The sequence below is a fragment of the Lysinibacillus sp. FW12 genome, assembly GCF_050817245.1.
GTDB lineage: Bacteria > Bacillota > Bacilli > Bacillales_A > Planococcaceae > Lysinibacillus > Lysinibacillus irui.
The window spans coordinates 3,735,158-3,750,894 of the sequence record NZ_CP139094.1; the positions used below are offsets into that span (position 1 = coordinate 3,735,158).

General features: G+C 38.4%; 15 protein-coding genes. All 15 read right to left on the minus strand.

Annotation, left to right across the window (positions count from 1 at the left end):
• Nucleotides 1-16: 16 nt before the first annotated feature.
• On the minus strand, nucleotides 17-1,096 hold the full coding sequence (ftsW, locus tag SJW71_RS19300; protein WP_274795865.1) for a putative lipid II flippase FtsW: 1,080 nt from the start codon (nucleotides 1,094-1,096) through the stop codon (nucleotides 17-19).
• Nucleotides 1,097-1,136: 40 nt separating this feature from the next.
• Entirely contained in the window at nucleotides 1,137-2,486 is a 1,350-nt protein-coding gene (gene murD / locus SJW71_RS19305) for a UDP-N-acetylmuramoyl-L-alanine--D-glutamate ligase (RefSeq protein WP_312506805.1), read from the minus strand.
• Nucleotides 2,486-3,457, minus strand: coding sequence for a phospho-N-acetylmuramoyl-pentapeptide-transferase (gene mraY, locus SJW71_RS19310; RefSeq protein ID WP_341385677.1), 972 nt, complete (start codon nucleotides 3,455-3,457; stop codon nucleotides 2,486-2,488). Before mraY ends, murD begins: the two co-directional genes overlap by 1 nt.
• Nucleotides 3,458-3,582: 125 nt before the next feature.
• On the minus strand, nucleotides 3,583-5,499 hold the full coding sequence (locus SJW71_RS19315) for a stage V sporulation protein D (RefSeq protein WP_429979565.1): 1,917 nt from the start codon (nucleotides 5,497-5,499) through the stop codon (nucleotides 3,583-3,585).
• Between the two features lie 57 nt (nucleotides 5,500-5,556).
• Entirely contained in the window at nucleotides 5,557-7,779 is a 2,223-nt protein-coding gene (locus SJW71_RS19320) for a penicillin-binding protein (RefSeq protein WP_274795861.1), read from the minus strand.
• Nucleotides 7,776-8,147 carry a cell division protein FtsL gene (gene ftsL / locus SJW71_RS19325; protein WP_274795860.1) on the minus strand — a complete coding sequence of 124 codons (372 nt, stop codon included), beginning with the start codon at nucleotides 8,145-8,147 and terminating at the stop codon, nucleotides 7,776-7,778. The genes SJW71_RS19320 and ftsL overlap by 4 nt, the downstream gene beginning before the upstream one ends.
• On the minus strand, nucleotides 8,148-9,098 hold the full coding sequence (gene rsmH / locus SJW71_RS19330) for a 16S rRNA (cytosine(1402)-N(4))-methyltransferase RsmH (protein WP_274795859.1): 951 nt from the start codon (nucleotides 9,096-9,098) through the stop codon (nucleotides 8,148-8,150).
• 61 nt (nucleotides 9,099-9,159) lie between these two features.
• Nucleotides 9,160-9,591, minus strand: a complete 432-nt coding sequence (gene mraZ, locus SJW71_RS19335; protein ID WP_274795858.1) for a division/cell wall cluster transcriptional repressor MraZ — start codon at nucleotides 9,589-9,591, stop codon at nucleotides 9,160-9,162.
• Nucleotides 9,592-9,844: 253 nt separating this feature from the next.
• The gene (gene bshC / locus SJW71_RS19340) at nucleotides 9,845-11,461 is read right to left on the minus strand and encodes a bacillithiol biosynthesis cysteine-adding enzyme BshC (protein WP_274795857.1); all 1,617 of its coding nucleotides are present in this window, start codon (nucleotides 11,459-11,461) and stop codon (nucleotides 9,845-9,847) included.
• Nucleotides 11,462-11,835: 374 nt separating this feature from the next.
• Nucleotides 11,836-12,231, minus strand: a complete 396-nt coding sequence (locus tag SJW71_RS19345; protein WP_274795856.1) for a DUF3397 domain-containing protein — start codon at nucleotides 12,229-12,231, stop codon at nucleotides 11,836-11,838.
• On the minus strand, nucleotides 12,228-13,130 hold the full coding sequence (locus SJW71_RS19350) for a ketopantoate reductase family protein (protein ID WP_274795854.1): 903 nt from the start codon (nucleotides 13,128-13,130) through the stop codon (nucleotides 12,228-12,230). Before SJW71_RS19350 ends, SJW71_RS19345 begins: the two co-directional genes overlap by 4 nt.
• Nucleotides 13,131-13,485: 355 nt before the next feature.
• The gene (locus SJW71_RS19355) at nucleotides 13,486-13,863 is read right to left on the minus strand and encodes a transcriptional regulator (RefSeq protein WP_274795853.1); all 378 of its coding nucleotides are present in this window, start codon (nucleotides 13,861-13,863) and stop codon (nucleotides 13,486-13,488) included.
• A gap of 110 nt (nucleotides 13,864-13,973) precedes the next feature.
• Nucleotides 13,974-14,741 carry an enoyl-CoA hydratase/isomerase family protein gene (locus SJW71_RS19360; RefSeq protein ID WP_274795852.1) on the minus strand — a complete coding sequence of 256 codons (768 nt, stop codon included), beginning with the start codon at nucleotides 14,739-14,741 and terminating at the stop codon, nucleotides 13,974-13,976.
• 163 nt (nucleotides 14,742-14,904) lie between these two features.
• Nucleotides 14,905-15,078 (minus strand): 50S ribosomal protein L32, encoded by a 174-nt coding sequence (rpmF, locus tag SJW71_RS19365; protein WP_004224819.1) that lies wholly within the window; start codon nucleotides 15,076-15,078, stop codon nucleotides 14,905-14,907.
• A 24-nt stretch (nucleotides 15,079-15,102) separates the two neighbouring features.
• Nucleotides 15,103-15,636: a YceD family protein gene (locus tag SJW71_RS19370; protein ID WP_274795851.1), complete on the minus strand. Its 534-nt coding sequence runs from the start codon at nucleotides 15,634-15,636 to the stop codon at nucleotides 15,103-15,105.
• Nucleotides 15,637-15,737: the final 101 nt, after the last annotated feature.

Sequence of the window (15,737 nt, forward strand, 5' to 3'; positions counted from 1 at the left end):
TACTCCTCCTTTATATTTATTTCGCTAATTGATAAATAATACCTATTATTAACCACATTGTTACTAAAGATGTTCCTCCGTAGCTAATAAAAGGCAAAGTAACACCCGTTACTGGTACTAAACCAATCACAACAGCTATATTCAAAAACGCTTGCACCATTAGCATCGTAACAAGCCCAATAATGGCGTAATAGGATGTTCGATTTTTAGCCTGGACAGCAAATTTATAACCTGCATAGATTGTCAGTACAAAAAGCATTAAAATAACAAGGCCACCAATCAATCCGACTTCTTCTAAAATAATAGCGTAAATAAAATCATTTTGAGGTTCTGGTAAGTACAGAAACTTTTGACGGCTTTGTCCAAAACCATGGCCAAAAATCCCCGCTGGCCCTATTGCCATTAAGGATTGCACTGCTTGGAATCCACTCACTAAAGGATCAGCCCATGGATCAAGAAATGCTTCTATTCGCTTTAGACGATATGGTGCTGTTGCGATTAGCCCTACTAATCCAGCAACTCCAGCTAACATAATCATAGCGTACAGCTTTAACGGATACCCAGCGACAAAAAATAATAAAAACACCGATACAACAAGAATAAAAACAGACCCAAAATCTGGTTGTAACATGATAAGAATGACAGGTAATAGCAAGATGAACCCGTGGCGCCAATTCACAATCATTGTTCCTGTTTTATGTTGCGCTAGTATATGGCTTAAGTACACAATGACAGTTATTTTCGCTAGTTCCGCTGGTTGGATAGTTAAAGGACCTATCCCAATCCAGCTCTGTGATCCATTTCGTACTAGTCCAATTCCTGGGATTAGCACGAGAACAAGTAAAATTAACGAAAATATATAGGCCATTTTCCAAAAGGACTGCTCTCTCAAAATATTTAATCGAATCGTGATTAAAAATACGGCAATGGCTACCACAAAGTATACGCTTTGCTTCATATAAAACGGCATTTTTCCACTATAATGAACAGCACTCCAATAGGTACCTGCAGAATAGACGAAAATAATGCCGATTATTGATAGCATCAAAGTTGTGACGAGCAATAAGTAGCTTTCTTTCCCTCTCAGTAATGCCATCCTTCCAAGTCAAGTATATTCTAAAATAGTTACAGGCTCATTACAGCTTCATTACAGCATCAATAAAAACATCTCCGCGTATTTCAAAGCTGTCATATTGATCCCAACTTGCACAAGCTGGAGATAATAAAATAATATCCCCTTCTGCTGACATCGGAGCTGCATAATGTACAGCGTCTTCTACATTTTGAGCAATGACTGTATGTTCAACACCACACGATTTTGCAAATTCTACAAATCGTAAGCCTGTTTCTCCAAATGCAACAACACCTTTTACATGATTCATACTAGGTCGAAGTTCTTCAAAGGAATGTCCACGATCTAAACCACCTGCAAGTAAAATGATAGGTGCTTGGAAAGCATCTAATGCACTCTTTGTTGCTAGACAATTGGTTGCCTTCGAGTCATTGTAAATCTTTCGACCATTCCATTCACGCACGAATTGTGTCCGGTGTCTAACCCCACCAAAAGTAGCTAAGACTTCTTCCATCTTCTCTTTATCACAGCCTACCAGAATACAAGCTGCAACGGCGGCAAGTATATTTTCTAAATTATGCTTACCAGGCAAGGCGATGTTTGCTCGCTCCATATAGGGTTCACCTTGCCAATAAATTGTTGTCTCATCTGCACTGATGCCGTCTGCCGTACGTCCTTTTGAGCTGAATGGAACTTTTTGTGCATTTGATTGAGCAGCATATCCAACGACAACCGGTTGATCCGCATTATAAATAAAATAATCACTATCATCTTGATTTCGTGTAACACCAAACTTCGCTTCTGCATATTTGTCAAATGTTCCATGATAATCTAAATGTGCATCATAAAGATTCGTTAAAATAGCAACTTTAGGCTTAAATGTTTTTGTCCCCATCAATTGGAAAGAAGACAATTCCGTTACAATAATGTCATCTTCATTAGCCTCTTTAGCAACACCACAAGCAACTGTCCCGATATTTCCAGCAATCAATGGGTTTTTGTTGCCGTTATTTAACATGTCGAATATTAAAGTTGTCGTCGTTGTTTTGCCATTTGAACCTGTAATACCAATGAATGGTGCCTCACTAATTAAATAGGCAAGCTCAATCTCAGTCCAAACAGGAATGTCACGACTTATAGCATCTGCCACAATGCGATTGCTATAAGGAATCCCTGGATTTTTGACTACTAATTCAAAGCCTTCATCAAGTAAATCTTCAGGATGGCGACCACAAATCACTGTTATTCCCTTTTGTAGTAATCCTTGTGCATCTGGACTTTCATCAAAGGGTTTGGAATCATTGACTGTTACAAAGGCGCCAAGCTCATGTAAAATTTCAGCAGCGGCCACACCACTTTTTGCTAGACCTAACACAAGTACTTTTTTATGTTGTAAATCTGTATAGTTTTTCATTAGAACGCCTCCGATAAGACTGCAATCAATGCTACTGCTAGGGCAGTTGACCAGAAAACAAGCACTACTTTCCATTCTGACCAACCTGATAATTCAAAATGATGATGGATAGGGCTCATTTTAAAAATACGCTTTTTACGAAGTTTAAAGCTACCTACCTGTAAGATAACGGATAATGTTTCGATTACAAACACTAAGCCGACAAGCAAAAGTAAGAACTCTTCTTTTACTAATACAGATACCATAGCTAAGGCCCCACCTAATGCTAATGACCCTGTATCCCCCATAAATACCTTTGCTGGATTCGCGTTAAATAATAAAAACCCTAATAAAGCACCTGTTACAGCAAATGTAAAGAGAGCGATATCTGCTTGGCTTTGGAATAGTGCAATTACACCAAACGCCGCAAAGGCAATTGAAGCAGTACCTGCCACTAATCCGTCTAATCCATCTGTTAAATTCACCGCATTGGAGAAGCCTACTAACCAGAATATTAAAAAGGCCACATAGAATACACCAAGATCAATTGTCCACTCTGTAAATGGAATGGCAAGCGTAGTATCAAACGATCCTACATGGAGTAGGAAATAAGCTAGAATAGCAATGATAATTTGACCAATTAACTTTTGTAGAGAGGTTAACCCTAAATTTCTTTTAAAGACAACCTTTAAACCATCATCCAATAAACCTATTAAGCCAAACCCTGCTAAGACTAATAATAGTACTACGGTTTGTGTTGTTAATAAATCTAAAAAGCTACCTACACCAACAGTTGTTAGGAGGATAGAAAGTAAGAAAATAATTCCACCCATTGTTGGTGTACCAGCTTTTTTCATATGTGATTTTGGTCCCTCTTCACGAATACTTTGCCCAAACTTGAGACGACGAAGAAGTGGAATACTAATTGGTGCCAGGATAACTGTTACTATAAAAGCAAGAGCTAAAATGGTAAGTGTTGTTGCGAGTTTCATTGAAAAATCTCCTTTAAATCTTGTTTCACTTTCTTCTTTAAGAAAAAAGCATAAACTTTCATTTATTTATTACTACCCTTCATAATAATAGTGGTTCTTTCCCATTTTTTAAAGGTAAAGTTATATTAGTTCTCCAAATATAAATGGATGGTACCGTCTTGTTTGATAACACTATCCACCTCAGGTAATTGGTTACCAATTTTAGTCCCTTCGCCATGCCATTCTATACGGAATGGATAAAATTGCTTGGCAATATCATCCTTTGTTTGACCGATAAAATTCGGTACCTTCACAGTAATTGGATCACCATAACGATAATCTTTTTCAAGCTGTTCCTTCGATTTTTCAATACCTACAAATGGTGCAACATCCTCAATAATTTGCCCAACAATAGGTGCTGCTACAACCCCACCAAACTGTGTCGTCTTTTTCGGATTATCAACAGCCACATAGACAACAATTTGCGGATTGTCCGCTGGTGCAAAACCAATAAAAGATACGATATATTCTCCACTTTTATAACGGCCGTTTTCAACCTTTTGTGCCGTTCCTGTTTTACCGCCAATTCGTAATCCATCTCGAAAGGCTTGTCGACCTGAGCCGTTCGCGACTACCGATTCTAAAGCACCTCTAACTTTGGCAGAGGTTTCCTCACGGATTACTTGTTTTTTTACAACTGGTTCCGTCTCTTGAATAACTTCCCCTGAATTCGGATTAAATACCTTCTTTACAACATATGGCGTAAAGAGCTTGCCTCCATTTATCGCCGCGGCTACCGCTTGAACCTGTTGGATAGGTGTTACGGCTACCCCTTGGCCAAATGAGGTTGTGGCTTGCTCAACAGGTCCAAAGGCTTCCTTCGAAAATAAAATACCTGATGCTTCACCTGCAATATTAGAACCTGTCTTTTGACCAAAGCCAAAATCTTTAATATACTGCAACAACCGCTCATTACCTAGGCGCTGTCCTAATTCTATAAAGCCGGGGTTACAGGAGTTTTCAACGACCTCTAAAAACGTTTCATGCCCATGCCCTTCACGTTTCCAGCATCGAAGCCTTGCTCCAGCTACCATCGTATAACCTGGATCATAAAAAGTTTCATTCTCTAAATCAACTAGATTTTCTTCCAATGCAGCACTAAGGGTAATAATTTTAAACGTTGAACCTGGTTCGTATGTCATCCATACAGGTAAATTCCGATTATAAATGGCTGGCTCTACTAATTGATATTCGGCTGGATGAAAAGTTGGATAGGAGGCTAATGCCAAGATTTCACCATTATTTGGATTCATAGCAATAGCTAATGCTTGGTCAGCTTCATAGCGCTTCATAGCTTGTGACAATTCACGCTCAACGACCTGTTGGACATCGACATCAATTGTTAACTCAATCGTTGCGCCATCCTCGCCTGCTTTCCAGGCACTTGAAACATTCGGTAAATTATTCCCTTTTGCATCTGTAAATAGACGGATAGCAGAAGAATTTGCCTGCAAAAACTTATCATATTCATATTCAATTCCTGCTAAGCCTTGCGCATCATAGCCAGTAAAGCCTAAAAATCGAGATAATAGTGTACCATAAGGATAATCCCTAGAATAGTCAACACCACTATACAATCCTTCTATCTGCATCCCCTGTAATTCTACCGCTTTTTCATATGGTATATTTTTCCCTTCAGGCGCTAACTTCACTAAGTACGCTTTTTTCTGCATTTTTTCTAATAACTTCTCTTTATCTACTTCTAAAACTTGCGCAATTTTTTCGGCGGCTCCTTCAATATCATTACTTTGTGAAGGCATGAAATATAATGTTGGCGCTAACTTATTTGTTACAATACTTTCGCCATCTCGGTCTGTAATGTGTCCTCGTTCGTTTGCAAATGGAATTTCTCGATCCCAATTCTCCTCTGCCTTGGTTGTCAGTTCTTTTTGATCTAAAACTTGCAAAAAGAACAACCTAATCACAATCGCCACTGCTACACACATAAACAACACATATAAAACACGTAAACGCTTTTTAGAATGGATAGAAATCCACTTCATTCGACATCACACCTTGTTTTTTACAACGTATGAAATAAAGTGGACTTCTATTCAATGTTATTCATCATCTACTTCTTCAACTTCACCCTCGGAGGCAGCTTCAACGTCTTGAACGAAGCTTTCTGCAGGTGTTTTAAGCTTCACAACGATCGGCGAACTATCTGTGATGACAGTTCCAGCTGATACGCTTTGACTTGCTACAAAACCTTCACCGAAAATCTCCATCTCTAGCCCTGTCATGGATTTAAAAACAAGTAAATTTCGTAAGGACCAATTCGTGAAGTCTGGCAATGTTATATCACCATCCGTCTTTAAAAATACAAAACTACCTTTTACAAGTTTCTTTGTATCTTTTGGATATTGATCTATAACTTTACCACCATCACCCACAACGATTGGTTGTAATCCATCATTCGCTAACTCTACTTCAAGTGCTTCAGCACTTTGGCCAGTATAATCTTGGATACCAACTTTATCCACATGCTGAATATCATCTGGATTGATGTTAAGGTGCTTTAAGCTATTTAACATAACTGGATTAAAGACTTTAGACACTGGTACTGAGCCAAGCTCATTGTTTAACTTAGGTTTTTTCACTGAAACGTACATGATTAACTGTGGATCATCAACAGGAGCCATTCCTAAAAATGAATATAGGAATTGGTTAGCACCCCATGAATAAGAGCCATCTGCTCGAGGAATTTGCGCTGTCCCTGTCTTCCCAGCAACTTCGTAATCCTCTAGTATAAAATCCTTTGCTGTCCCATATTTTGATGTTAATGTGGAGGCAAGAATTTCTCGTACTTGTTTTGCCGTATCAGCTTTAATTGGTTGTCCTTTTTCAACAGGTTCATGATTTTGAATAACCTTTCCTGTTGAAGAATCTACGATACGGTCGATAACATACGGCTGCATCATCTTACCATCATTCGCAATAGCCGTCATTGCTTGAATAAGCTGAATTGGCGTGACTGTTGAACCTTGTCCGTACGTTGTTGTTACGCGTTGAATTGGATATTTAGATAAAATTGTCCCCGTTGCTTCGTTTGGCAAATCAATGCCTGTTTTATGACCGAAGCCAAAGCGATCTAAATATTCAATGAAAACTTCATCGCCAATTAATTTTAATAAATTGGCCATGGCCGTATTCGATGAACGCTGGAATCCCTCTAAATACGAAATTGTCCCCCACCCAACTTGATTATGGTCACGAATAGTACGGTCGAGTATAGTATATGAACCTGATTGGTAGGGAGCATTCGGTGCCCATGTATTTGTATCAATAGCTGAGGCGAGCGTGAATGTTTTCATCGTGGAACCTGGCTCAATCGTTTCTTCAATTACCTCATTTAGCCACTTCATATTTTGACTTTCACGTGTTTCTGGGTTAAATGTGGGACGCTGTGACATCGCTAAAATTTTCCCAGTTTTAGGATCTGCTACTACCGCGGTCATGGACTCAGGATTATACTCCTGTTCTACCTTCGTCATCGCCTCTTCTAAAAAGCTTTGGATCGTTTTATCGAGTGTTAAATAGATGTCATCCCCATTTTTAGCTGGCGTAATCATTTTCTCGCTATTTGGTAGTAAGTAACGGAAAGCATCCGTCTCATATTCAACCTTGCCATTAACGCCAGTTAGTTCTTTATCGTAAGTATATTCTAGTCCCATTTCTCCCTTTGTTGTCACCGTGCCATCTTTATTATCCTTTTTCAGTGCATAGCCTATTAAATGTGAGGCAAACACTCCATTTGGATAATAACGTTTTAGGTCACTAACAAATAGAATTCCCGGTAGTTTTTCTTTCTGTATTTTACTCATAACCTCGTGACTAATGCCGCGGCCTGCGCTTCCAAACTCCACTTGATATAAAGGTTTTCCATCACTTCGATAGCGATTGTTTAGTTTCTTAACAACCTCTTCCTCTTTCATTGCTGGAATATATTTAGCTAAAACCTTTGCTGTTTTTTCAGCATCAACAACATGTCTTGGTTTCTTTGGGTCTGTGGTTGCCGCTTCATTTACGATAGCAACCAAGCGATAGCTTAACGTATCTTCCGCAATTACTTGACCACTTTGATCATAAATTTTCCCACGATTTGCTGTAATAACACTTTCCTTACCATACTTTGCTGCTGCTCTCGCTGCAAGCTCTTGTCCTTCTACTTCTCCTGTCGCTTGAATTGTTACCATTCTTGTGAATAATACAAAAAAGAGCCCTCCATAAAAAATTAATAATAGAAAGGCTCCCCATTGGAATCGAAATCTCTTTTTTTTCATTCTCCCGGCACTACCTTTACATTTTTCTCATTTTGAGTTAAACCGAGTTCTTTTGCTTTTTTCCAGATATTTTCGTATGTAGAAAGTTCACTTACACGAACCGTTAAGTCAACATTCTGTTTCGCAATCTCTTCTGCTTCTGATTCGATCTTTTGAATGTCCATACTTGTTGTTTGAATAGCTGCTTGGTTATTTAATACTAGCACTCCTAATACAGCGATAATGCCAACTAAAACTAGTAGCATTGTTTTTTCAAACTTCTGGTTCGTTTTTTTACGACGTATGATAGTGGGTTGTGGACTAGGTGGTGTTATCGGTTGTTGCACTTGTTGATGTTGGTGCTGTTGCCTTACACGAACTGCTGCCATTTACTCACGCCCTTTGTCGTTAATTTTTTCCACCACTCTAAGCTTCGCTGAACGCGCACGATTATTTACTGCCAATTCCTCTTCTGAAGGAATGATTGGCTTTCGTGTAATAAGCTTTAAAGTAGGTTTCATGTCATCAGGAATTACAGGTAAATTTGGTGGTAATTCCGGTAATGATGACGCTTCCTTAAAGATTGTCTTACATAGGCGGTCCTCCAATGAATGGAACGTAATGACACTAATGCGCCCCCCTACGTTAATCATATCAATCGCATCGACTAATGAATCCTCTGCTGCGCCTAGCTCATCATTTACAGCAATTCGTATTGCTTGGAAAATGCGCTTTGCTGGATGTCCACCTTTTCGGCGTGCCGCTGCTGGAATACCCTCTTTAATCAGCTCGACTAGTTGACCAGTAGTTTCAATCGGTGCTAGTTTACGGGCCTCCTCAATTTTACGAGCCACTTGCTTCGAAAATTTTTCTTCCCCATATCGGAAAAATATCCGTACGAGATCTTCGTATGCCCATTGATTGACAACATCAAATGCTGTAAGTGTTGCCGTTTGGTCCATACGCATATCGAGTGGTGCATCATGGTGATAGCTAAAGCCTCGCTCAGGTGTATCTAATTGTGGAGAAGATACGCCTAAGTCATATAAAATACCGTCAACTTGATCGATACCATGAGCCAATAGCTCCTCTTTTAAATAACGGAAATTCGAATGAATAAATGTCACACGCTCAATATAGGGCGCTAATCGAACCTTCGCATTTTCAATAGCCGTCATATCCTGGTCAAAGCAAATTAAACGGCCTTTATCTGATAATTGTTGTACTAAATATTCACTGTGTCCTGCACCGCCTAGCGTACAGTCCACATATACACCATCAGGATCGATGTTCAACCCATCAACAGTTTCTTTTAATAACACGGTTGTATGATCGAACATACCACACGCTCCTTTCAGGCCTTAACCTCATACAACATTTGCGTTGTAATACCTATCAAAGTTAAAAATCAAAGCCAATCATATTTTCTGCAATTTCATTAAAAGATTGTTCAGACTCACTAAAGTAATCTTCCCAAGCATCTTTAGCCCAAATCTCAATTCGATTTGAAACGCCTAACACCACACACTCCTTGACAAGATGTGCATGTTGCATAAGTGTTGTTGGGATATTGATGCGCCCCTGCTTGTCTATTTCTACCTCTGTTGCTCCAGAAAAGAAAAACCTTGCAAATGCACGTGTATCTTTTTTGGTCATTGGTAAACCTTTTAATTTTTCTTCGAGTTTTCGCCATTCATTCATAGGATAGCCAAATAGACAGTTATCGAGACCTCTTGTAACAACAAACGTTTCGCCTAAAGCGTCACGAAATTTTGCCGGTACGATTAATCGCCCTTTCGCATCAACGGAGTGTTGATATTCTCCCATGAACATACTACTCACCCCACTTTATTAAATAATGTACCACATCCCCCCACTTTCCTCCACTTTTTTTAAAAAAAACTTGACATTTTATCGCTTAATATGCAATTAGACCTTTAGGGAATTATCCGACATATGCTAAAGGACATAAAAAAAGAGCTACCCATAGTAGGATAGCTCTTTAAATACTACTTTTTCAGACATCATTCATCATATCCACATGATATCAAATAATCACTTAGGTAAAAAGCACCTGATATTACGTTTATAAATAAAGTAAATAGTGGTGTTTACCGATGCTATAATTTTGCTTTAGCATTTCAGTTATTAACATAGGTCCAAACTCATTGAAATATTGGTATGGATTATAGGTTCTCTCTTGGAAACCATCATTTGGGTACAACTCATTTTGCAATGTCGTGAATTTACGAATAGTCGTTTCATGCTTACTTAGTACAGTTTGTTCAATTTTTTGCTGTAGGTAATCAAATTGCTTCGCATGATTTTCTTGATTTTTCTCAAGGATTTTATCTAAATGCAATTGTTGTTTCTCTAAGTAGGATGCTAGCTCCTCATACTTTTCAGTTAATAATTGCTGCATGTCATGAATTTGACGCTTCGCTTCACTATCCTGAACATCTGCAATAAAGCGTTCTTTCAATTGCAATGCCTTTCCTTCCCAAACGTCTGAAACCGTTAGTTGATGCTCACGTAACAACTGTTCTACATGTCTTGTAACAATTGTGATATGAAGACGTGGTGCAAAAATTGGCATTTGTAGATCTAATACCTTGAATGCATTTTTCAGTGTAGCCCAATAGGCCAATTCACCAGGTCCTCCAACAAACGCTAGGACAGGCAGTGCCATCTCCTGCATCAAAGGACGAGTCACTACGTTATTACTTAAACGTTCAGGGTGCTTTTCTGCAATATCTAGTAGCTCTTCTTGTGAAAACTTGATGTTCGCTGCTAAATTAACAAACAGCTCATTTTTCCGTTCTAAAAGATGACGTTCTCCATCCTCCACATAGAATAAATTGGCTGCTTCAGCTGTTGCCAAAATAGGCTTCCCGTAGCCTGCTTGCTCAAGCTCTTCTTCCTTTTCGGTTACTACTCTAGCAATTTCTTCATTGTTTTGAATAATTTGTGCAAAATATTTACTTTCAAATTGGCGGAATTGGAAGTCAGCAGCATCAATTAACAACAAGCCTTCTTCTTTGAACAGTTGATTCATTAAACAAACAAAGAAATCCGTAAATGTTTCACTATCATTTAATGCGTCCACCAATTGTTTAATTAGCGCTTCCGTAAACTCCGTTTCACCAATATCTCGAACAATTGTGTTAATCAATTGTGTCATCGCTTCTTTGTTTAACGTTGTTGCAGACGCCATCGTCTTACGTCTAGATCGCTCACTGTATGCACGCTTTTTCAGTAGTTCTCCATGAACTGTATACGTGTGATTAATTTCTTCTAAATCATGATCTTCTCCGGCTATCCAAAAAACAGGGATAACAGGCTGTTGCAGCTTTACACTTTGCTCTTTGGCTAATGCTATCACTGAAATAGCTTTATGAACGGAGTAAAGAGGGCCAGTTAAGATACCTGCTTGTTGTCCACCAACTACTACCATAGCTCCTTGCTCTAGTTGTTCTAAGTGTTCGTTCGCTTTTTGGGATAGCCCAAACGGCTCCATAAATTGTCGGATGATAGCTGTTAATTCTTTTTGATCACGGGCATGTTGGGCTAAATGCTTCGCTCGATCCTCAAAAGCTTGATCATTATAATCATATTCAAAAAACTGATGAATAGCAGTATTTGGCGACCAGTAATCTGCTAGCACATGATTTTTTATAGGTACTTGGATAGACTCCAGTTTCATTTATCATAAACTCCTCTACTCACTAAATCATTCTTACTTGGAACGAGAAATTATTCCATTCATACTATGCACATAATCCCAATTCGGTTTTTCCGAACTTGCTCGAAAAATACTTTAGGCAACATAATGTGGATACACCTTATGCCAGAGGACGAGTATCTTAAAAGCTCCCTCTAAGAAGGGTACCCATTCCTGTTCATTCGGTACAAAAACATACAAAAAAATTAAATTTAATGTTTTCACCCAATACTATGCTTCTAGCACTAAGGTGTATAAATGCAATGAATATTCCCATTCATACAAAATGATTTTTTAATAACTATTTTCAATGCTACTATTTTAACGCTTATAGCTTCAACATGAAAAGAAAATGCTTAGACTACATGTAAATATTCTATAATGGATTGAATAACGCCTACGATACAAATGACTACGTATGCTGTACTAAGTATTAAAAACAAAAAACGCCAAATCTTCTTTAATAACGGCATCACTTCTAGTTCCTTTTTCGTTCGCCAATCAATATATGTAAAAATCATAGCCATCATTAGTGCAAGAATCACTAAAAGTGCTCCTACATTCACACGCCACAACACCCCAATAGCTAAGGGGACCGAAAAAAACAAACACAATGTCGTAACATCAGAGGCTGCTCCAAAAGCATGTGTGCCACGAATTTTAATTTTTCTACCTACGAGATAAACAATAACAAAAAGAACTATTGGACAAAAAATAATGATACTAATCACGATATGTAAAAGGTCTTTCAACTTCTTTCACCGCTCTCCTCTAGTGCAAGTACTTGGTGATATAAAGTACGCAAAGTTGGCAAATGATGACCCTTTGCCAATGCTTTGTTTAAAATGACGCCAACTATTGTTTCAATTTCACTTTTTCTACCCTGCAGGCGATCCGCCAGCATAGATGATGTATTTTCGGCTGTTTTCCTACATAAGTCTACCACATCACCAAAAGATATGGAGTGTTCCATGTTTTCAAACGCTTCAGTAAGCTCTTGATAAATATTTTCCATCAGTAAAAACGCTTGTTTATTTGTTACTAACTCCCCGTTGTTTAATTGTAGTACAGCAGTTAAAGGATTAATCAAACTATTAAGTATGGCTTTGTCAAAAAGCATTTGCTCCGCATTACTAACCATTTCAACAGGAAACAAAGAACAATGTAATTGAAGTAACTTCTCAAAGGTGTGTTGTTTCCCTCGTTCTACAGCAATTTTACACAGTCCTACTCCTCTATGACAAACCGTTGTTTGATCTACCCTTTGAGCACCAAAGGACACAGAGCAAAAGGCAATGTTTTTTTGTGGTAAGTTTAACACTTCCTCAAAATGCGCTAATCCATTTTGCATAAATAATAACGGCATATCACTTGGTAATAAAGCTAATTGTTTATAGAGCTGTTGCAAATGACTATATTTAACAGCAATCACTAGTAAATCTTGCATTGGAAGAGAAGTCAAATTTGTTGTAGAAACAATATTTTGCACAGTTTTAGTTCCGTCCACGTTGATACGTGTCAACTTTTTAGTATTTAGCTCATTAACCTGCTCCTGTCTTCTCACAACCAATGATACCGATGTACCCGACTCAGCTAAAAAACTTGCTGTTAATTGACCAACTGCTCCGGCACCTATTATGGCCACTTTCATTTTTTACACCCTTTCTATCTCAATGTGTACTGTCCTCTGAGTCACTTCTTATGATAACGGTTAACTAAACTATGTCTTTCACTACCCTGAGATTTCAGAACCATTAAATCAGGCATCGTCATCCACTCAGGACATGGTGATTGAACGCTACAAGTGCTCCTCTTTCGGACAAAAGAAATTTCCAAAGCCAAAATAAAACGATAAGAATAAGGTGCCCTAGATTAGATCTAAGGCACCTTAAATATTGGTTCTTTTATTATACAGGATTGTTTGATTGTTGACGATATACAGAAAGGGTTTTACCTCCAGAAAAGCAATGAATTTCATTGTTTAAAAATGCCTCACACCTGTCACTTTAATCTTTCATCAATGAATAGCCTTGCTGTAGCCATTTCACCAATTTCTCATGCTCATTTTGCAATTCACGATGCTTCATTTCAAGCGTTTGATAAGCCTCAGTTAATTCGTCAAAACTTGTCAATGCCAATTTCAAGTGACTTCGCATAGATTGTTGCGGCTGATTTCGCACAGCTAATAGCGACTGACTATATTGACCACGTAATGTTTTATTCCAGCGGAAACCACATGCTTGTTTTGTACGACCTAGTTCTGCAGCCGCCATTTCAAAGGCTTCTAGCTGCGTTTTACCATTTTGCACATTATGCAAGACAATCTCTGCTAGTCTTTCATCGTCTTCCTTTGTCCATTGATCTTTTCTTTTTTTCAATTCCATAATCTATCACCCTCGCATTTTTTACTACTATATGCAGTAACGAGCAAAATAGAATCATTGCATGAAAAAAGACAGTGATCTTGATTTCCTCTTATCACTGCCTCTATACATTACTTATTATTATTCTTTGTCAAGAAATTATTAACTGCTTGGTGGTGCGCGTCACTTTCCCACAACTTTGCACATGTCCGAACTTCCTCCATTACACGCTCATACATATTGCATTCACGCCACTTCCGAAGTTCAATTTCTTTATACGCCTTATGAACAGAAGGATGGATTTTACGCATATGTTCAATAAAATCATCCAACGCTTCTTCTTTCGAGCCTTCAAAAACACGCATAGCCCACCCTATCTCATATAATAGCTGTGCGGGATATGGCTTTGCATCTACAAGCATCTTCATCGCACGATCATGGCGTAATCCCCGCTCAAATAAGTATGTACCACCACCCCAACCACTTGTAATCGCTAAGGTCCCTTGAATAAAGCCACACTTCGCATGACTTGCCACTAGACGAAAATCACAGGCTGTAGCAATCTCACAACCACCTCCAACAGCAGTACCATTTATAAGAGCAATAGTCGGCACCGGCAGTGTTGCAAGTTCATATAATATTTTCCCCATCTTACTTAACATACCAAATGCCTCATCTTCTGTTTCTAACGAATGAAACTCTGATAAATCCCCACCAGAACAAAATGATTTATCACCAGCACCTGTCACTACTAAAAATCGGACATCTTCATGCTGACGAATATATGTAATGACTTCTTGAAGACCATCCATAACCTCATCATTAACCGCATTCCGCTTCTCTTCACGATTAATTGTAAACGTCATAATGCCATCAGCATTATCAATTTTATAAGACATATTGTTACCCCCTTTGTTTCAATGAATAAATTGTATCATACAATTATTTTACTATTGTAAAGAACTTCATAATCAACAAAATATTCCGTCTTTTTAAGCCAACAAAAAGGCTAGTAAAGAGCCATGGTCTCTCTACTAGCCTTTTAAGTGAGCAAACACTGTATTATTTGCTAACTACTTCTTTACCTTTGTATTGTCCGCAAGCTTTGCAAACACGGTGTGATAATTTAGCCTCACCACAGTTAGGGCAAGTTACCATACCAGGTACAGATAATTTGAAATGCGTACGACGCTTTCTTTTTGCAGTTTTAGAAGTTCTTCTAAATGGTACAGCCATTGATGGCACCTCCTTACAGATCGTCTATTCGTCTGTTTGATCAAAATACTTAGCTAAAGCAGCTAGTCTTGGATCCACTTTTTGTTCATCAGCTTTTTTGTGTAGCTCTACGTCTTCATCTGTTGCATAAGACCAATTTTTACCACCATGCATTTGTCCTTCAGAATTTTCTTTGAACACTTGCATTGGTACCTCAAGTAAAATTAATTCCTCAAGAACTGGTTTCATGTCGATGACTTCACCGTCAATATAGTGAATGTCTCCGTCATCGTCTCCTCGCTTATCTTCGTCAATCCAGCTAAAAATTTCAACTGTCTCAACTTCGATAGGAAACTCAACATCCTCCCACGTGCGAGCACATGGAAGTGTTAACGTCGCTGTCACAGTTAACTGACATGTCATTTGCGATGCACCAAAAGTACATAGCCCTTTTACATGAACGGGCGAAATTGCTCGAATATCCTGGTTTCGCTCCATCACTTCATCCAGCTGGACAAAGGCATCGATTGGCATCCCGTTTTGGCGGTATTTAGATAATTGATGAATTGACCATTTCATTCGTTTAATCACCTCGAGACAACACTGTTGATTATATAATGTGTAAAAATAGATGTCAAGATAATTTCTTGTCACCACTTTAAAACCCACCTATAATTATA